Raw genomic sequence first — 18,931 nt, 5'->3', positions numbered from 1 at the left:
CTGATTATCGATTGTTTTGTGCTGAGCCCTGATTGCGTTTAGACGCATCCGGAACCAGACGATAAAAGGTTTCGCCCGGCTTAGTCATACTGAGTTCATTGCGTGCACGTTCTTCAATCGCCTCCTGGCCGCCATTGAGGTCATCAATTTCAGCAAAAAGTTGATCGTTACGCGCCTTAAGTTTGGCATTTGTTGCCTGCTGAGCCGCTACGTCATCACTCACCCGGCTATAGTCGTGCAGCCCGTTCTTACCGAACCACAGCGAATATTGCAGCCAGACCAGCAAAGCCAGCAACAGCAGCGTTAGTTTACCCATCCTGCCCCCTGAAAAAACGGCTTCATCATCCCATAACTTTTCATTGGACTCTACTCTGGGGTTTTAATTATGTCGTAGGTTAGCCCATCAACCATAAAAACAGCAGTCCAAAGATGATCACAACGGTGAGGATAGTGATCACCGTACTGTACAAAAGTCTGCCATTAAAAAGGGAATGCAGCGCAATACCAATCACAATCGCTACGGGCATCAACGCCAGGAAGAAGGGCCAGGTGTAGAGGAAGAAGAACAGCGTGTTACCGCCGTAGAGCAGAAAAGGAATGCCTAACGCTAGTAACCACGAGACGAAGCCGACAATGGCCCCCGGGAGGGACCAGGTCGTCTCGTCGTCAGGAGTTAGCGGCTCCGACCCGGTAGTAATAATGTAGTTTTCACTGTTGCGCATAGCTAATCCTGTGAGCATGACTCATCGCTCGGGTGAATATCCCCGAACGATACCGCCTCAGGATCTGATGATATCGTCCTGCCTGAGCAGGTCTAATAATTGGCTTACTAAATTTGTTACCAATTGTTCACCTTCCAGGTGAATTTCCGGGGATACAGGCGCTTCGTACACCGCGTCAATGCCGGTAAAGTTTTGCAACTCGCCCGCACGCGCTTTTTTATAGAGTCCTTTCGGGTCGCGTGCTTCACAGATCGCCAGCGGGGTGTCCACGAACACTTCGATAAAACGATCGTGCCCGACGCGTTCACGCACCATCTGGCGCTCGGCGCGGTGAGGCGAGATAAACGCGGTCAGCACCACCAGCCCGGCATCCGCCATCAGGCTGGCGACTTCGCCTACCCGGCGAATGTTCTCTTTGCGGTCGTCGTCGCTAAAGCCTAAATCGCTGCACAGGCCGTGGCGCACGTTATCTCCATCCAGTAGGTAAGTGCTTACCCCTTGCTGATGTAACGCCTCTTCCAGCGCGCCCGCGACGGTGGATTTACCGGAGCCAGACAGCCCGGTAAACCACAGCACCACGCCGCGATGGCCGTGAAGTTGCTCACGTGCCGTGACGGTCACCGGATGAGGATGCCAGACGACGTTCTCATCATGAGCGGCCATTACTTGCCTCCCAACAGATCGCGCGCGCCCCAGTGCGGGAAGTGTTTGCAAACCAGCGCGTTCAGCTCCAGCTCAAAGGCGCTGAATTCAGAAACGGTTGCCGCCCGTTCGTTTGGCTTACGGACCATGCCTGCACCTACGGTGACGTTAGTCAGCCTGTCGATAAAGATCATCCCACCCGTGACCGGGTTCTGCTGGTACGGGTCCAGCACCAGGGGTTCATCGAAGGTCAGATCCACCAGGCCAATACCGTTCAGCGGCAGTTCGGCAACGTCACGCTGGGTCAGATTGTTGATATCCACCTGGAACTGAATGCCATCCACGCGGGCACGGGTTTTCTTACCCGCGATTTTGATGTCGTAGCTTTGCCCTGCTGAAAGCGGCTGCTCGGCCATCCACACCACATCCACGGCTGCGCCCTGCACTGCGGCCAGCGTTTCATGGGCATCCACCAGCAGGTCGCCCCGGCTGATATCAATTTCATCTTTTAGCACCAGCGTCACGGCTTCCCCTGCGCCCGCGTCCTGAAGATCGCCATCAAAGGTGACAATGCGGGCAATGGCAGATTCCACGCCGGATGGCAGCACTTTCACACGCTGCCCGACACTCATCGAGCCAGACGCAAGGGTGCCGGAGAAACCGCGAAAATCGAGGTTCGGACGGTTAACGTACTGCACCGGGAAACGCATCGGCTGAGTCTCAACCACGCGCTGGATCTCCACGGTTTCCAGCACTTCCAGCAGCGTCGGGCCGCTGTACCACGGCAGATTAGCGCTCTGGGACGCCACGTTATCGCCTTCCAGCGCGGAGAGCGGCACAAAGCGGATATCCAGGTTGCCCGGCAGCTGTTCGGCAAAGGTCAGGTAACTCTGGCGGATCTCATCGAACTTGTCTTCGCTGAAGTTCACCAGATCCATTTTGTTTACCGCCACCACCAGATGTTTGATCCCCAGCAGCGTAGCGATAAAGCTGTGGCGACGGGTTTGATCCAGCACGCCCTTACGGGCGTCGATCAGCAGGATCGCCAGCTCACAGGTAGAGGCGCCCGTCGCCATGTTACGGGTGTACTGCTCATGCCCCGGGGTGTCGGCAATAATAAATTTGCGCTTCTCGGTGGAGAAGTAGCGATAGGCCACATCAATGGTAATACCCTGCTCGCGCTCCGCCTGCAGGCCATCGACCAGCAGCGCCAGGTCGAGCTTTTCGCCCTGAGTGCCGTGACGCTTACTGTCATTGTGCAGGGAAGAAAGCTGGTCCTCGTAAATCTGTCGCGTGTCATGCAGCAGACGGCCAATCAGAGTGCTTTTCCCGTCATCGACGCTGCCGCAGGTCAGGAAACGCAGCAGGCTTTTGTGCTGTTGCGCGTGCAGGTAGGCTTCAACACCGCCTTCATCGGCAATTTGTTGGGCAATAGTCGTGTTCATGGCGGCTCCTTAGAAATAACCCTGACGTTTCTTCAGCTCCATGGAGCCTGCCTGGTCGCGGTCTATCATGCGACCCTGTCGCTCGCTGGTGGTCGACACCAGCATCTCTTCGATGATCGCAGGCAGCGTCTGCGCGCTGGATTCCACCGCGCCAGTCAACGGCCAGCAGCCGAGGGTGCGGAAACGCACCATCTGTTTTTTGATAACTTCTCCCGGCTGCAGGTCAATGCGATCGTCATCGATCATCATCAACATGCCGTCACGCTCCAGCACCGGACGTTCAGCCGCCAGATACAGCGGAACGATCTCGATGTTTTCCAGATAGATGTACTGCCAGATATCCAGCTCGGTCCAGTTGGAGAGCGGGAAGACGCGAATGCTTTCGCCTTTATTTATCTGGCCGTTGTAGTTATGCCACAGTTCCGGGCGCTGGTTTTTCGGGTCCCAACGGTGGAAGCGGTCGCGGAAGGAGTAGATGCGCTCCTTAGCACGGGATTTTTCTTCGTCACGGCGCGCGCCGCCGAAGGCCGCATCAAAACCGTATTTGTTCAGCGCCTGCTTCAGCCCTTCGGTTTTCATGATATCGGTGTGTTTGGCGCTGCCGTGCACAAACGGATTGATGCCCATCGCCACCCCTTCCGGGTTTTTATGCACCAGCAGTTCGCAGCCGTAAGCTTTCGCGGTACGGTCGCGGAATTCGTACATTTCGCGGAATTTCCAGCCGGTGTCCACGTGCAGCAGCGGAAACGGCAGCGTCCCCGGATAAAATGCTTTTCGCGCCAGATGCAGCATCACGCTGGAATCTTTGCCGATGGAATACATCATCACCGGGTTAGAGAACTCGGCAGCCACTTCGCGGATAATATGGATACTTTCCGCTTCGAGTTGCCGCAGGTGAGTCAGTCGTTTTTGGTCCATAACCGTTCCTTAAGCCAGAGTCACCACAGAAGAACCAAAGCCTTCCGCGTCTGTTGTATGTTGAAACCAGGCGAGCGTGCTGTGCAGTTGCACCACTTCTCCCACCACGATCAGGGCGGGCATGGGCGCATCTTTCGCAAGGTGTGCAAGCTCATGTAAGGTGCCGATGGCGACATGCTGATCGACGCGCGTACCGCGGGAGATCACGGCAACCGGCGTCGTCGCATCGCGGCCGTGTTGAATCAGTTGTTCGCTGATGTCCGCAGCTTTCATCGTGCCCATATAAATCGCCAGCGTTTGTCGGCTTTGGGCAAGCAGCGACCAGTCAAACGGCGTACTTTCAGCCTTATAGTGGCCGGTCACAAAGGTCACGCTCTGGGCGTAATCGCGATGGGTGAGCGGAATACCGGCATAAGCCGTTACCGCCGAGGCGGCCGTGATGCCTGGTACCACCTGGAACGGGACACCCGCGTCGGCTGCCGCCTGCAGCTCTTCACCACCACGACCAAAGATAAAAGGATCGCCACCTTTCAGACGCACTACGGTTTTCCCCGCTTTTGCTGCGGCAACCAGCATTTGATTGGTGTCATGCTGCGCCACGGAGTGTTCGCCCGCCCGTTTGCCGACGCAGATTTGCTCCGCGTCGCGACGGATAAGCTCCCGTACGCCGTCGGTAACCAGATGGTCATAGAACACGACGTCCGCATCCTGAAGTACCTGCAGACCGCGCAGCGTCAACAAACCAGCATCGCCTGGCCCTGCCCCGACGAGAATTATCTCGCCGCGGGTACTACCGGGGTTATCCAGCTCGTCTTCAAGGATTTTCTGCGCTGCCGTTTCATTACCGGCCTGCATCAGGCTGGCGAAGCGGCCACGGAAGACACGCTCCCAGAAGCGACGCCGTTCAGTGACGCTGGTCAACCGCGTTTTTAGGTGATTGCGCCAGTAGCTGGCTTTTTCAGCCATGCGCCCGAGGCTTGTTGGCAGCAGCGCTTCAATTTTTTCCCGCAACACGCGTGCCAGCACCGGCGCGGTACCGCCGGAAGAGATCGCCACCAGCAGCGGAGTGCGGTCGACAATCGACGGAAAGATAAAAGAGCACAGCGGTTGATCGTCTACCACGTTCACCAGGCGATGACGCGCCTGCGCGGCGTCAGAAACCCGGCGGTTGAGCTCACGGTTTTCGGTTGCGGCAATCACCAGCACCACGCTGTCGATTTGCGATTCCACGAAATCGGCTTCGCTGACGACCTGCACCCGGGCGCCTGCACGTTGCAGGAAGGCGATTTTGCGATCGGCAGTTTCACCCGCCCCCACCACTAGCACAGCTCTCTCTTTAATCGCAGCAAACAGCGGCAGATAGTCCACAAGCAACAACTCACTAACAACCAGGAATAATGGGACTATAGGGGGCTGCTCATAGCGAATGAAATTACGAATTGGAATGAGTAGTTACTCAATGGAATAACGCGCTGAAAAAGCAAATATCAAAAAGTGCTTAACACGCGAAATTTCGGGCGGTTAAGCGCGAATCAAATTGTGTAAGCACGATCACAGTTTCATACTATGCGGGTTAAAAATTTGCTCTTTTTTTAAGGACTCACTATGTTTTGCGCAATGCGCCACCGAATTGCAGCCCTGGCAATCGGCGTTTGCTTTATCCTACCGGCTCAGGCAAAAAATCAACCGTATGGTGAATTCGCCACGCAGCAGGCGCGGCATATTGCTACGCTCTTTCCTGGCCGCATGACCGGTACGCCAGCCGAAATGCTCTCTGCAGACTATATTCGCCAGCAGTTTGCGGATATGGGTTACCAGAGCGATATCCGCGCCTTCCACAGCCGCTATATCTATACATCGCGTAATAAGACCAAAAACTGGCACAACGTGACGGGGAGTACCGTTATCGCCGCGCACGAAGGTAAATCAGCCCAGCAGATTATCATCATGGCGCATCTGGATACCTTCGCCCCGATGAGCGATACCGACACCGATAATAATCTCGGTGGGCTGACGCTTCAGGGAATTGACGATAACGCGGCGGGTGTAGGGGTGATGCTCGAACTGGCCGAACGCATGAAAAATATCCCAACCAGGTACGGTATTCGTTTCGTCGCCACCAGCGGTGAGGAAGAGGGACAACTCGGCGCAAAGGATCTCCTCAAGCGTATGAGCGCTGAAGAGAAGAAAAATACGCTGCTGGTTATCAATCTTGATAACCTGATCGTGGGCGACAAGCTCTATTTCAATAGCGGTCAGAACACGCCGGGCAGCGTGCGTAAGCTTACGAGAGACCGGGCGCTGGCGATTGCCCGCAGCCATGGGGTGTATGCAACAACCAATCCCGGTACTAACCCGGATTATCCCCAAGGGACGGGCTGCTGTAACGATGGCGAAGTATTCGACAAAGCGGGCATTCCGGTGCTGTACGTCGAGGCAACTAACTGGGGTCTGGGTAAAAAAGATGGCTATCAGCAGCGCGCCAAATCAAAAGCGTTTCCGGACGGGACAAGCTGGCACGATGTGAGACTGGATAATCAGCAGCACATTGATAGCACGCTCCCGCAAAGGATTGAGCACCGCAGCCGTGATGTGGTGAAAGTGATGTTGCCGCTGGTGAAAGAGCTGGCGAAAGCGGGGAAAGCGTAGTGCGGTAATTCTTCCCTCACCCCGGCCTCTCTCTCCCCACAGGGGTGTACGGTCCGGGGTAAGCGGTAAAGACATTACCCTTCGTGGAGCCCGCACTCGCGCTTAAGCCCAAAGAACCGCGTCTCCTCTTCCGCCATTCCCGGTTCCCATTTACGGGTGGTGTGGGTATCGCCCACCGACAGATAGCCCTGATCCCATAGCGGATGGTATTTCAGCCCGTGTTTTTGCAGATACTGGTAAATCTTTCGGTTGTCCCAGTCAATTATCGGCAGCACTTTAAACACCCCGCGCTGCACCGCCAGCACTGGCAGCGTAGCCCGACTACCGGACTGCTCGCGACGCAGGCCAGCAAACCAGGTCTGTGTATTCAGATCTTTTAACGCCCGGTTCATCGGCTCGACTTTGTTGATCTCATTGTATTTTTCAATGCCCTCAACGCCCTGCTCCCAGAGTTTGCCATAGCGTGCTTCCTGCCAGGCCGCGCTTTCCGTTGCCCGGTAAACCTTCAGGTTCAGGTTGAGCGTGTCCTTTAGTTCGTCGATGAACTGGTAGGTTTCCGGGAACAGGTAGCCGGTATCGGTTAGAATCACCGGAATGTCCGGGCGGATCTGATTCACCAGATGCAAACTGACCGCCGCCTGAATACCAAAACTCGACGAGAGCATGTAGTCACCCGGCAGGTTTTCCAGCGCCCACGCCACACGCCCTTCGGCGTCCAGCGTTTCCAGGTGAGCGTTGGTTTCTGCCAGCGCCAGAATGCGCTCAACTTTTGGCAGATCGTTAAGGGCGTTTAGATCGAGTACGGACATAATTACCTCTCATGGTTACTCCCAGAAATCTCTTGCGGGATCCAGCACCGGGCGAATAATGCCCGCACGCACCGTAAAGTCACCGAAACCTTCGTCCGCTTCGCGCTCTTTCGCCCAGCGCCCGACCAGTTCGTCAATGGAAGCGAGAATTTCCGGCTCTGTGATGTTTTCGCGATACATTCGCGGAATACGGGTTCCCATACGATTGCCGCCAAGATGCACGTTGTAGCGGCCGGGCGCTTTACCAACCAGACCCAGCTCGGCCAGCATCGCGCGGCCACAGCCGTTCGGACAGCCAGTCACGCGCATCACTATATGCTCTTCAGGCATACCGTGTTTTTCCAGAATCGCTTCCACTTTGTCAGTAAACGACGGCAGGAAACGTTCGGCTTCCGCCATCGCCAGCGGGCAGGTGGGGAACGACACGCAGGCCATTGAGTTTTCACGCTGCGGTTTGACCGCTTCCATCAATCCATGATCGCGCGCCAGTTTCTCAATCTGCGCCTTTTGGCTATTCGCCACACCGGCGACGATCAGGTTCTGGTTGGCGGTAATACGAAACTCGCCTTTATGGATCTTAGCTATTTCCAGCAGACCCGTTTTCAGCGGACGGCCCGGATAATCAAGAATACGACCGTTTTCGATAAACAGCGTCAGGTGCCATTTATTGTCGATACCCTTCACCCAGCCAATACGATCGCCACGGCCGGTGAATGTGTAAGGGCGGATCGGTTCAAATTTGATACCTGCGCGACGCTCTACTTCTTCTTTGAACGTCTCTATGCCTACCCGTTCCAGGGTGTACTTGGTTTTCGCGTTTTTACGATCGGTACGGTTACCCCAGTCACGCTGGGTTGTCACCACCGCTTCCGCCACGGCCAGCGTGTGTTCAAGCGGCAGGTAGCCGAACTCGCTCGCGGTACGGGCGTAGGTTTTCTTATTACCGTGCTCAATGGAGAGACCGCCGCCCACCAGCAGGTTAAAGCCGACCAGCTTGCCATTTTCCGCAATCGCCACGAAGTTCATATCGTTAGCGTGCAGATCGATATCGTTCTGCGGCGGGATCACCACCGTGGTTTTAAACTTACGCGGCAGATAGGTCTGGCCGAGGATCGGTTCTTCGTCAGTGGTGGCGACTTTTTGCTGATCGAGCCAGATCTCCGCATAAGCGCGGGTGCGCGGCAGTAAATGCTCAGAGATCTTCTTCGCCCACTCGTAGGCCTCTGCATGCAGCTCGGACTCATACGGGTTCGAGGTGCAGAGCACGTTACGGTTCATGTCGTTGGCGGTCGCCAGCGCGTCCAGCCCAACGGAGTGCAGCATCTGGTGTACCGGCTTGACGTTCTTCTTCAGAATGCCGTGAAACTGGAAGGTCTGACGGTTGGTCAGACGGATACTGCCGTAAATCGTGTTATCGGCGGCGAATTTATCGATCGCCTGCCACTGTTTGGTGGTGATCACCCCACCCGGCAGACGGCAGCGCAGCAGCATCGCGTGACGCGGCTCCAGCTTCTGCTCGGCGCGCTCGGCGCGGATGTCGCGGTCGTCCTGCTGATACATGCCGTGGAAACGGATCAGCAAAAAGTTATCGCCTTTGAAACCGCCGGTCAGGCCGTCATTCAAATCTTCGGCAATGGTACCACGCAGGTAGTTACTCTCTACCTTCATGCGTTCGGCATCCGTCAGTTTGCCTTCGACCACCAGTGGGCCAGGATGTTTTTCGCTCATTAGTAGACATCTCGCTGATAACGGCGCTCTACGCGCAGCTCACTTAAAAATTCATCCGCCGTTTCGGCATCCATACCACCGAATTCGGCAATCACGTCCAGCAAAGCCTGCTCAACGTCTTTCGCCATGCGATTGGCGTCGCCGCAGACATAAATATGGGCGCCGTCATTGATCCAGCGCCACAGCTCTGCGCCCTGTTCGCGCAGTTTATCTTGTACGTAGACTTTTTCTTTTTGGTCACGGGACCAGGCCAGATCGATACGCAAGAGCACGCCCTCTTTGATATAGCGCTGCCACTCAACCTGGTAGAGGAAATCTTCGGTGAAGTGCGGGTTACCAAAGAATAGCCAGTTTTTGCCCGGCGCGTCCTCAGCCGCACGCTGCTGCATAAATGAACGGAACGGCGCGATACCGGTGCCAGGACCAATCATGATGACCGGCGTTTGCGGGTTCTCTGGCAGACGGAAGTTGTCATTATGTTCGATAAAGACGCGCACTTCGCCCTCTTCTTCTACACGGTCAGAGAGGAAACTGGATGCCCCACCGGCACGCGCACGGCCTTCAATGTCATAACGCACCACACCCACGGTGACGTGCACTTCGCTCTCCACCTCAGCCTGCGAAGAGGCGATGGAGTACAGACGCGGCGTCAATGGACGCAGCAGGCCAATAAGCGCATCGGCGTCCAGCTGTGCCGGCGAGAACCGCACCATATCGACAATCGGCGTGGCGGCGGCGTAATGCTGCAACTTCGCTTTATCACCCACCAGCGGCAGCAAGGATTCGCTGCGCGTTAAGGTGGCGTAATGCTCTACGATATGGGCAGTGTTTACCGTTAGCTCGAAATGCCACTGCAACGCTTCAGAGAGCGGCTGCGTTTTACCTTCCACGATGACCGGCTCATCGCCTGTTAACCACAGCAGCTCGACCAGCTCTTTGACCAGGACAGGATCGTTCTGATACCAGACGCCCAGCGCATCCCCCGGCTGATAGCGCAGACCGGAATCACCCAGATCGATTTCGATATGGCGAACGTCTTTCTCTGAGTCGCGCCCGGTGATCTTCTGATTCACGGCGAGGGTCGCCGTCAGCGGCGCCTCTTTAGTGTACGGGCTGGTGTGGATATCATTCACGGTACCCGTTGCGGTGATGGCGGCTTGCGCAGGCGCCTCTTGCGGAACGCGCGCTTTCAGTACATCAACAATGCGCGCCCGCCATTCGGCGGCGGCAGGCTGGTATTCTACATCCGCATCAACGCGGTCCAGCAGGCGCTCACCGCCCAGCTCCGCCAGTTTGCTGTCAAAATCTTTCCCGGACTGGCAGAAGAATTCGTAGGACGTATCCCCCAGGCCGAACACCGCAAACGCGGTTCCTTCCAGTTTGGGCGCTTTTTTCGAGAATAAAAACTTATGCAGCGCAACCGCTTCTTCAGCGGGCTCACCTTCACCCTGCGTGGAGGCCACGACTACCAGCAGTTTTTCTGACGCGATTTGTTTGAATTTATAATCCCCGGCGTTCACCAGATTCACGTTCAGTTTGGCGGCAAGCAGATCGTCACGCAGCGCCTCTGCCACGCGGCGGGCGTTGCCAGTTTGCGAGGCGGAGATAAGCGTAATGGCAGGAATTTCAGCCGCTGCGGCGGGCGCTGCTGCGATAGCCCCCGGCTGCTGGTTGAGCATTCCCCAGAAATAGCCGGACACCCAGGCAAGCTGAGTGGGTGAGAAATCGGTGGTGGCCGCCTGAAGGCGCGCCAGTTGCTCCGGGTTGAGGGGAAGCAAATTTGAAGGGGAGGCCTGTGTTGTCATGCGTCGTTATGTTCCAGTAGCAAAGCGGACTTTAAGCGAATAAATCCAAACTGAAGATAAGGTTAACGGCGGTGATAATAACAATTAAAGAAGGGATGGAAATAATAAATAACCAAATGAACTAACCTGTTTTAGTTGTCGATCTTAACGATAAAAACGATTAACTAATCCTTTGAAATATAACTTAAAAAAATGCAGAAAATTGCCCTTTTTGTTAAGGCAATGGTAAAGTCTGTTTTAGTTAATGATAAAAAATGGACTTTCCGGTACTATGTGGCGGTTTTTTCCGCATTATTTGAGAGTTCATGATGTCCACCACACTGTTTAAAGATTTCATCTTCGAAGCCGCCCATCGTCTTCCGCACGTTCCTGAAGGGCATAAATGTGGCCGCCTGCACGGACACTCGTTTATGGTGCGTCTTGAGATAACCGGTGAAGTCGATCCCTATACGGGTTGGATCATGGATTTCGCCGAGCTGAAGGCCGCCTTCAAGCCCACTTATGACCGTCTTGATCACTACTATCTGAATGACATTCCGGGCCTTGAAAACCCGACTAGCGAAGTGCTGGCAAAATGGATTTGGGATCAGATGAAGCCGCTGGTACCGCTGCTAAGCGCAGTGACTATCAAAGAGACCTGCACCGCAGGCTGCGTATATCGCGGGGAATGATCTCAATGGCTAAAGCGGATAAGCCCGGTAAGCGTTAACGCCACCGGGCTTATTTTTTAGGCAATATTCAGATACTTGTGCGTTTGCATTGAAAGACGCCAGTTACGGGCGATACAGGTTTCAATGCACAGACGAGTGGCATCGTCTTTCTGGCTGATGGGCTGGAGGGCAATGACGCGCTGCTTTTCATCGCTCAATGTCGCCAGCAGTTCATCCAGTGCTTCAATATCGCGCACGCGGCCTACCGGATGTTTAATTTCATCCGCACGTTCGAGTGCCTGGGACAGTACATCATAGCCGCCGCGCATATTCACTTTTGGCGATACCGTTACCCAGGTAGTATGAGAGCAGCGCACTTCATGGGTACCGCTGGTTTCAATCTGGCAGCTAAAGCCGTTTTTTTCGAGCAGCTCGGTCAGCGGCATCAGATCGTGGATGCAGGGTTCACCGCCGGTGATCACCACGTGACGCGCGGTCCATCCCTGGCGGCCAATGATGGCCAGCAAATCTTCTGCCCCCCCAGCCCCCCACTTATCGCTCTCTTTGGTTTTCGCCAGAATGCTAAACAGCGACACTTCCCGATCTGCAAGTTTATCCCACGTATGTTTGGTATCACACCAGGCACAGCCAACCGGGCATCCCTGCAAACGGATAAAGATAGCGGGAACGCCGGTAAAGTAACCCTCGCCTTGTAGGGTCTGGAACATTTCGTTAATCGGGTACTGCATAGTCAACTCTGTTAAGGGAATAATGGGTAAGTATCGCAGATCCCCGCCTGCGGATCATGCTCCATCGGTGCTTTGAGAGGAAAATAGGGTGAAAAAAACCACAGGAGACTTTTATACCCTATTTTCCTGTTTGCCTTACTTAAGATCGATAAATTATTCAAATAACATATCAATGGAGTAACAAAAACATTTATATATTACAAAAAAAGCGTAATTAAAAATAAAAAATTGTTTAGCAACTTAACAGTAAGATTATTGTGTTACCAGTCAGTTAAAACAGGCTGGTAACTTTACATTGACGCCATTATAAAAATTTATTTAAGATTTTTTTGAAGTCCGCTAACTGATGCACTGTACTGCTCGTGGCACAGGAATATACATACCATTTACTATGGTAGTTTTTAATGGTTAGCATGTTGACCCCCTCTAATTTATACATTGCAGCAATTTTATGGGAGAATAGCACCATCCCTTTCCCTTCTTTGACTAAATACAGCAGTGTAGGGATATCGTAATTGTGTTCAATAAAACGAGGTTCAGGCAGGACATCCTTTACGGCATAGGTGAAGCGCTCTTTAAGAAACTCTGTCTGGTTTTCTTTCCAGATATACAGTGGAGGATATTGCTGCGTTTCACGATAATGCGCTTGCGAATAAAGCAGTACGAGATCGCTGCCTTCCCATTGCTCTTTATTCACGCCAGCACAGGCGCCAAGATCCCGAAATGACACCAACCAGTTACTCTGATTCTCTTTCAGTGTCAAAATCTCATCATAAGAAAGCACCTTTCGTTTAAAGAATATGTTCTGCGATTCTGACTCTGAAATCATTTTCAACGTTTTATAAAAATTATCTGGCACCGTTATATCAAATACGACTTCAGGAAAACATGCATCATTTTTTTGACTGTATTCACTGGTTAAGGCACACAGTTTATCGTAGAGCGGCTTGCACTTAAAGTAGATTTCCCAGGCAAGTGGTGTGGGTTCAAGTACATTATGCTTACGCTCAAACAACTTACCGCCCAAAAAAGTCTCAATCTCTGTGATCATCTTGCTCAGAGGAGAGCGGGTGATATACAACGCTTCTGCCGCGCTGCTAAAGCTCTTTTTTTCCATTATTACAATGAAGTAGCGCATTTTTTTTGAAATAAACATAAACTATCCCATCCGTTTACGGTACCGATTTAATCTAGCATAAATCTTATAAAATCGATGTTACTTATTAGAAAAAAACGATCTTTTTCAAAGCGTTATGATTATGCAATGCATATTGAGTAAAAAAATGATCATTTTCAAACAATTACAGAAACAATTAACAAAATGAGAACTATTTTCGCAGCGTTTTTGCTAAAGCTTGAGGGATATAACAAATAAAAAAGGCTTAATTAAGCTATGTATTTATAATAGCTTAACCCATCGCTTGCGCTTGTCCCATGATGCCACCCGCCCCTTTGAATTTCGAGGCTTAACTATTTTAAGGGTCTACGCTTCGCCGCACAATCATAATTCGCATGAATGCGTTCATTTTTTGCACACCGAATTCACATCAGAATGGTTCAATCCAGTCAGTCCTGATTTGGAGAGAACAGTATGTCACCTTTATTAACTAAAGCGGCCACTTCGCTGCACCTGCTTTTAGCCCACCACTCCCCCTGGGTATTGGTGGGCGCTTTTTCTGGCAGCGTAATCTTTGTAATATCTATAAATGAATTTACGCTCTGGGCAAGACTGGCTTTATTTTCAGCATCTATGATCATCGGTACTATTTCATCAGATTGCACAGCCTCGGTATTATCCACGCTACTATCCCGCTATCTCGATATCACAGTGAATATCCCCCCGGCGATTGGCGCTACTGTTACCGCCGTAACTGCCGTACGTCTGCTGATGGGATTTAATAAAAAAATTTCCGGGAAAATGGTAAACACTAACGAGAAGGAACGTTCAAACAATGAAAATCGCTAATCCGCTTTGCATTATTAATATGCTGTCCTGCCTACTCATTATGGTGCGTATTATCACATGGAAAAATAACGGTTCACGGTTTAAGCCACTGATCTCCTTCATTGCATGGCTTTTATTGACATCCTGCATGATGTTGATTGTCAGCCTTATCCTCGGTTATTACAGATTAGCCGAAAGCTCCGAGGTGGTTATTAACATTATTCTCTGTATTGCCATTTTTTATTCTTCAGGGAATATTGCAAAACTCTTTAAAAAGAGATAATCCTTTACTGACTGAGCAGTTTATCCCCAATTCCCGCTTGACGGACATGAAGATGAGGAAGTAATCATGACAGATAAATAAAAGCGGTCCAACGTGGCAGACGTTGTTTGCCGACATCTGGCAGGAATGCTACCAATCAGATTCACCTGAAGGCGTTGATTCTCCTGACCCTTATTTCTGCTGGCTTATAGTTTTGAAAGGCAACAGACACGGCATTTACTGCAGCCTGGCAAATTAACAGCATTGACCCAGAGCGTCTGCACTATTGTTGCATCGGAGTAAAACTATGGCGCCCGGTTAATCAACCACGGCGAGGATAATGATGTACCCATCAGGGCTTCGGACTGAGGGTTGAACGGAAACAAAGCCGACATTCTGTAGCTCAAATTTGAGCCTTCTACCTTTGAAGATGAATCACCGCAAGCATCTGGATTCAGAGTTGGTGCAGATGATGCTCTGATGTTCGCTACCGATGGGGTAACCAGAATATTGAGCTAAAAAAAAGCCAGTCTTTCGACTGGCATTTTCATTTTAAGGCTTAGGCGATTATGCCTGGCCTTTAATCTCTTTCAGACCGTTGTAAGGTGCTTTTTCGCCCAACGCTTCTTCGATACGAATCAGCTGGTTGTATTTAGCAACACGGTCAGAACGGCTCATAGAACCGGTTTTAATCTGACCTGCAGCGGTACCCACAGCCAGGTCGGCAATGGTCGCGTCTTCAGTTTCGCCAGAACGGTGAGAGATAACTGCGGTGTAGCCAGCGTCTTTCGCCATTTTGATCGCAGCCAGAGTTTCGGTCAGAGAACCGATCTGGTTGAATTTGATCAGGATGGAGTTAACGATGCCTTTCTCGATACCTTCTTTCAGAATTTTGGTGTTGGTTACGAACAGATCGTCACCAACCAGCTGGATTTTGTCGCCCAGTACTTTGGTCTGGTAAGCGAAGCCAGCCCAGTCAGACTCGTCCAGACCGTCTTCGATAGAAACGATTGGGTACTGTTTGGTCAGGTCTTCCAGGAAGTGAGTGAACTCTTCAGAGGTGAACGCTTTGTTACCTTCGCCAGCCAGCACATACTTGCCGTCTTTGTAGAATTCAGATGCTGCGCAGTCCATCGCCAGAGTGATGTCTTTGCCCAGCTCGTAGCCTGCTGCTTTAACCGCTTCAGCGATAACTGCCAGTGCTTCTGCGTTAGAACCCAGGTTTGGCGCATAGCCGCCTTCGTCACCAACAGCCGTGCTCATCCCTTTGGCTTTCAGAACTTTAGCCAGGTTATGGAACACTTCAGAACCCATGCGTACTGCTTCTTTCAGGGATTTCGCGCCGACTGGCTGAATCATAAATTCCTGAATATCAACGTTGTTATCTGCGTGCTCACCACCATTGATGATGTTCATCATTGGTACTGGCATGGAGTATTTACCTGGGGTGCCGTTCAGTTCAGCGATGTGCTCGAACAGTGGCTGGCCTTTAGCAGCCGCAGCTGCTTTAGCGTTGGCCAGAGAAACGGCCAGGATTGCGTTAGCACCGAAGTTAGATTTGTTTTCAGTACCGTCCAGATCGATCATGATCTTGTCGATGCCAGCCTGGTCTTTGGCGTCTTTGCCAAGGATTGCCTGAGCAATAGGACCGTTTACAGCGCCAACAGCCTTCAGTACGCCTTTACCCAGGAAGCGGGATTTGTCGCCATCGCGCAGTTCCAGCGCTTCGCGGGAACCGGTAGAAGCACCTGATGGCGCAGCCGCCATACCGACGAAACCACCTTCCAGGTGAACTTCGGCTTCAACGGTCGGGTTACCACGGGAGTCGATGATTTCACGACCGATGACTTTAACGATTTTGGACATTAGATTTTCCTCAGTACAAGTTAAACTAAAACTCCAGACAAACAACGCGTACCCAGGGTACGCGTTGCCGTTCTAACTTTTTTACTTCGCCTGACGCTTCTGGTAATCGCTGGCGGCCTTCACAAAGCCGGCAAACAGCGGATGCCCGTCACGCGGCGTTGAAGTAAATTCCGGGTGGAATTGGCAGGCGACGAACCACGGATGGTTAGGAACCTCGATGATCTCGACTAACTGATCATCCCCGGAACGGCCTGCAATACGCAGACCCGCAGCTTCAATAGGTTTCAACAACATGTTGTTGACTTCATAGCGGTGACGATGGCGTTCAGTGATGGTTGGCTCGCCATACAGTTTGCGAACCACGCTATCGTCAGAGAGCTGGCACGCCTGCGCGCCAAGACGCATGGTGCCACCCAAATCGCTCTTCTCACTACGGACTTCGACGTTACCTTCTTCGTCGCGCCATTCCGTAATAAGCGCCACTACAGGGTACTTACAGTCTGGCACAAATTCCGTAGAGTTCGCGTTTTCCATTCCCGCTACGTTGCGCGCGAATTCGATCAGCGCAACCTGCATACCCAGACAGATGCCGAGGTAGGGTATATTGTTCTCACGCGCATAGCGTGCGGTAGCGATCTTGCCTTCTACACCACGGTAGCCGAAGCCGCCAGGGATAAGGATAGCATCAAGATCTTTCAAAATTTCTACGCCGCGCGTTTCAACATCCTGCGAATCAATCAGCTTGATGTTCACGGAGACGCGATTCTTCAGACCACCATGCTTCAGCGCTTCGATCACCGACTTATAGGCATCCGGCAGTTCAATGTATTTGCCGACCATACCGATAGTCACTTCACCAGCCGGATTCGCTTCTTCATAGATAACCTGTTCCCATTCAGACAGGTTAGCATCCGGACAGTTCAGGCTGAATCGTTTACAAATATAATCGTCCAGGCCCTGTGATTTCAACAGGCCCGGGATTTTATAAATTGAATCGACGTCTTTCATTGAAATAACGGCTTTTTCAGGCACGTTACAGAACAATGCAATCTTCGCACGTTCATTGGCCGGAACGGCGCGATCGGAACGACAGACCAGGATATCAGGCTGGATACCGATAGAGAGCAGCTCTTTAACGGAGTGCTGCGTAGGCTTGGTTTTCACTTCACCTGCCGCCGCCATGTAAGGCACCAGCGTGAGGTGCATGAACAACGCGTGTTCACGACCAATATCAACCGCCAACTGACGAATCGCTTCCAGGAACGGCAGGGATTCGATATCACCTACGGTACCGCCAATTTCGACTAACACCACGTCATGGCCTTCGCCACCCGCAATGATGCGTTCTTTGATCGCGTTAGTGATGTGTGGGATAACCTGAACGGTTGCGCCGAGATAGTCACCACGGCGCTCTTTACGCAAAACGTCGGAGTAAATACGGCCTGTCGTGAAGTTATTGCGACGGGTCATTTTGGTACGAATGAAACGCTCGTAGTGGCCAAGATCCAGATCGGTTTCAGCGCCGTCTTCAGTAACGAACACTTCCCCGTGTTGGATTGGGCTCATGGTGCCCGGATCAACGTTGATGTACGGATCCAGTTTCATCATGGTCACATTGAGGCCACGGGCTTCAAGTATGGCTGCGAGGGAGGCTGCGGCAATGCCTTTACCCAGAGAGGATACGACCCCGCCGGTCACAAAAATATAGTTCGTTGTCATGCTGAACCTGAGAAGTTAGGGTGAAACGATGGAATAACCAGGACGGGAAAGTAGTATACCCGAACACGACGAGCGCCACAAACTTTCATTCTCCGTCCCCTTTCCAGGCAATGACAAACATAAGGAGTGAGAAAATAGCCTCTTTTGTGCAAATGTTTTTGACGCAAATCAAGCGCTTGTCATTTAAAAAATCACACAAATGGCGCTTGATCGCAAAATTCCGTTAGAGATCAGTTTCCTGGCGTTTTACTTCCTGCCAGACCTCTTCCATTGCATCGAGGTCTATACCGGTCATTTGCAGGCCACGCGAGGCAACGATACGCTCAACTTCGCGAAAACGGCGTTCAAATTTTATGTTGGCTTTTTGCAATGCGGTTTCCGCTTTGACCCCTAAGTGGCGCGAAAGATTGACGGTAGCGAACAGCAGATCACCCATCTCCTCTTCCAGCTTCGCTTCATCGACAACGGCCTGTTGCGCTTCATGCATCACTTCGTCGATCTCTTCATGCACTTTGTCCAGCACCGGGCCAAGCGAAGTCCAGTCAAAACCCACGGTAGCGCAGCGTTTCTGGATTTTATGTGCGCGCATGAGCGCAGGCAGGTTTTGCGGAATGTCATCCAGGGCAGAGTACTGTGATTTCTCGGCTCGCTCGGCGCTTTTAATCTGCTCCCAGCGGGTTAAGACTTCGTTACTGTTTCCCGCGCTAGCCTCGCCAAAGATGTGCGGATGGCGACGCTCCAGCTTGTCGCTGACGACAGCGCAGATATCCTCAAAATTAAAGCGCCCTTCTTCCTGCGCCATCTGCGCATAGAATACGACCTGGAAAAGCAGGTCGCCCAGCTCACCGCGCAGGTCGTCGAAATCCTCGCGTGAGATGGCGTCCAGCACCTCATAGGTCTCTTCAAGAGTGTACGGGGCGATGGTCGAGAAAGTCTGCTCTTTGTCCCACGGGCAGCCATTTTCCGGGTCACGCAGACGTTTCATGATGCCGAGCAGGCGGTCGATTTGAGTCATTATCTTA

Annotated in this window: 18 protein-coding genes; 4 read left to right on the top strand and 14 right to left on the bottom strand. The window is 52.3% G+C overall.

Annotation, left to right across the window (positions count from 1 at the left end):
• Positions 1-4: 4 nt before the first annotated feature.
• From ftsB to cysG, 6 genes are all read right to left on the bottom strand, one after another.
• Positions 5-316, bottom strand: a complete 312-nt coding sequence (gene ftsB / locus NL510_RS05620; RefSeq protein WP_003862095.1) for a cell division protein FtsB — start codon at positions 314-316, stop codon at positions 5-7.
• Between the two features lie 79 nt (positions 317-395).
• Positions 396-722, bottom strand: coding sequence for a DUF3561 family protein (locus NL510_RS05615; protein WP_253382327.1), 327 nt, complete (start codon positions 720-722; stop codon positions 396-398).
• Positions 723-779: 57 nt separating this feature from the next.
• The gene (cysC, locus tag NL510_RS05610) at positions 780-1,385 is read right to left on the bottom strand and encodes an adenylyl-sulfate kinase (protein ID WP_253382325.1); all 606 of its coding nucleotides are present in this window, start codon (positions 1,383-1,385) and stop codon (positions 780-782) included.
• Positions 1,385-2,809: a sulfate adenylyltransferase subunit CysN gene (gene cysN, locus NL510_RS05605; RefSeq protein WP_253382323.1), complete on the bottom strand. Its 1,425-nt coding sequence runs from the start codon at positions 2,807-2,809 to the stop codon at positions 1,385-1,387. Before cysN ends, cysC begins: the two co-directional genes overlap by 1 nt.
• A gap of 9 nt (positions 2,810-2,818) precedes the next feature.
• Positions 2,819-3,727 (bottom strand): sulfate adenylyltransferase subunit CysD, encoded by a 909-nt coding sequence (cysD, locus tag NL510_RS05600; protein ID WP_253382321.1) that lies wholly within the window; start codon positions 3,725-3,727, stop codon positions 2,819-2,821.
• Between the two features lie 9 nt (positions 3,728-3,736).
• Positions 3,737-5,095 carry a siroheme synthase CysG gene (gene cysG, locus NL510_RS05595; RefSeq protein WP_436299048.1) on the bottom strand — a complete coding sequence of 453 codons (1,359 nt, stop codon included), beginning with the start codon at positions 5,093-5,095 and terminating at the stop codon, positions 3,737-3,739.
• Between the two features lie 237 nt (positions 5,096-5,332).
• Between cysG and NL510_RS05590 the strand changes: the two genes are divergently transcribed.
• On the top strand, positions 5,333-6,376 hold the full coding sequence (locus NL510_RS05590; protein ID WP_253382319.1) for an aminopeptidase: 1,044 nt from the start codon (positions 5,333-5,335) through the stop codon (positions 6,374-6,376).
• Between the two features lie 74 nt (positions 6,377-6,450).
• Here the strand turns inward: NL510_RS05590 and cysH are convergent, their stop codons facing one another.
• From cysH to cysJ, 3 genes are read right to left on the bottom strand one after another with little or no spacing between them, the layout of a single operon-like run.
• On the bottom strand, positions 6,451-7,185 hold the full coding sequence (gene cysH, locus NL510_RS05585) for a phosphoadenosine phosphosulfate reductase (RefSeq protein WP_253382317.1): 735 nt from the start codon (positions 7,183-7,185) through the stop codon (positions 6,451-6,453).
• A 15-nt stretch (positions 7,186-7,200) separates the two neighbouring features.
• Positions 7,201-8,913, bottom strand: a complete 1,713-nt coding sequence (gene cysI / locus NL510_RS05580; RefSeq protein WP_253382315.1) for an assimilatory sulfite reductase (NADPH) hemoprotein subunit — start codon at positions 8,911-8,913, stop codon at positions 7,201-7,203.
• Positions 8,913-10,718: an NADPH-dependent assimilatory sulfite reductase flavoprotein subunit gene (gene cysJ, locus NL510_RS05575; RefSeq protein WP_253382313.1), complete on the bottom strand. Its 1,806-nt coding sequence runs from the start codon at positions 10,716-10,718 to the stop codon at positions 8,913-8,915. Before cysJ ends, cysI begins: the two co-directional genes overlap by 1 nt.
• A 305-nt stretch (positions 10,719-11,023) precedes the next feature.
• On the opposite strand from cysJ, the gene queD reads away from it, so the two are divergent.
• A complete protein-coding gene (gene queD, locus NL510_RS05570) occupies positions 11,024-11,389 on the top strand; it encodes a 6-carboxytetrahydropterin synthase QueD (protein ID WP_253382311.1) in 366 nt (121 codons plus the stop codon).
• A 56-nt stretch (positions 11,390-11,445) separates the two neighbouring features.
• Here the strand turns inward: queD and queE are convergent, their stop codons facing one another.
• Positions 11,446-12,117 carry a 7-carboxy-7-deazaguanine synthase QueE gene (gene queE / locus NL510_RS05565; protein WP_253382309.1) on the bottom strand — a complete coding sequence of 224 codons (672 nt, stop codon included), beginning with the start codon at positions 12,115-12,117 and terminating at the stop codon, positions 11,446-11,448.
• A gap of 304 nt (positions 12,118-12,421) precedes the next feature.
• Positions 12,422-13,273, bottom strand: coding sequence for a LysR family transcriptional regulator (locus tag NL510_RS05560; protein ID WP_253382307.1), 852 nt, complete (start codon positions 13,271-13,273; stop codon positions 12,422-12,424).
• 435 nt (positions 13,274-13,708) lie between these two features.
• Between NL510_RS05560 and NL510_RS05555 the strand changes: the two genes are divergently transcribed.
• Complete coding sequence (locus NL510_RS05555) at positions 13,709-14,083, top strand: putative holin (RefSeq protein WP_253382305.1); 375 nt, start codon at positions 13,709-13,711, stop codon at positions 14,081-14,083.
• The gene (locus NL510_RS22845; RefSeq protein WP_366518929.1) at positions 14,070-14,345 is read left to right on the top strand and encodes a phage holin family protein; all 276 of its coding nucleotides are present in this window, start codon (positions 14,070-14,072) and stop codon (positions 14,343-14,345) included. Before NL510_RS05555 ends, NL510_RS22845 begins: the two co-directional genes overlap by 14 nt.
• Positions 14,346-14,891: 546 nt before the next feature.
• On the opposite strand, the gene eno is transcribed toward NL510_RS22845, so the two are convergent.
• From eno to mazG, 3 genes are all read right to left on the bottom strand, one after another.
• A complete protein-coding gene (eno, locus tag NL510_RS05550; RefSeq protein ID WP_253382303.1) occupies positions 14,892-16,190 on the bottom strand; it encodes a phosphopyruvate hydratase in 1,299 nt (432 codons plus the stop codon).
• A gap of 81 nt (positions 16,191-16,271) precedes the next feature.
• Positions 16,272-17,909: a glutamine hydrolyzing CTP synthase gene (pyrG, locus tag NL510_RS05545; protein WP_253382300.1), complete on the bottom strand. Its 1,638-nt coding sequence runs from the start codon at positions 17,907-17,909 to the stop codon at positions 16,272-16,274.
• Positions 17,910-18,132: 223 nt separating this feature from the next.
• On the bottom strand, positions 18,133-18,924 hold the full coding sequence (mazG, locus tag NL510_RS05540; protein ID WP_253382298.1) for a nucleoside triphosphate pyrophosphohydrolase: 792 nt from the start codon (positions 18,922-18,924) through the stop codon (positions 18,133-18,135).
• Positions 18,925-18,931: the final 7 nt, after the last annotated feature.

The sequence above is a fragment of the unidentified bacterial endosymbiont genome (genome assembly GCF_918797525.1).
Classification (GTDB): domain Bacteria; phylum Pseudomonadota; class Gammaproteobacteria; order Enterobacterales; family Enterobacteriaceae; genus Enterobacter.
This window is presented reverse-complemented; position numbering and strand designations above follow the sequence as displayed.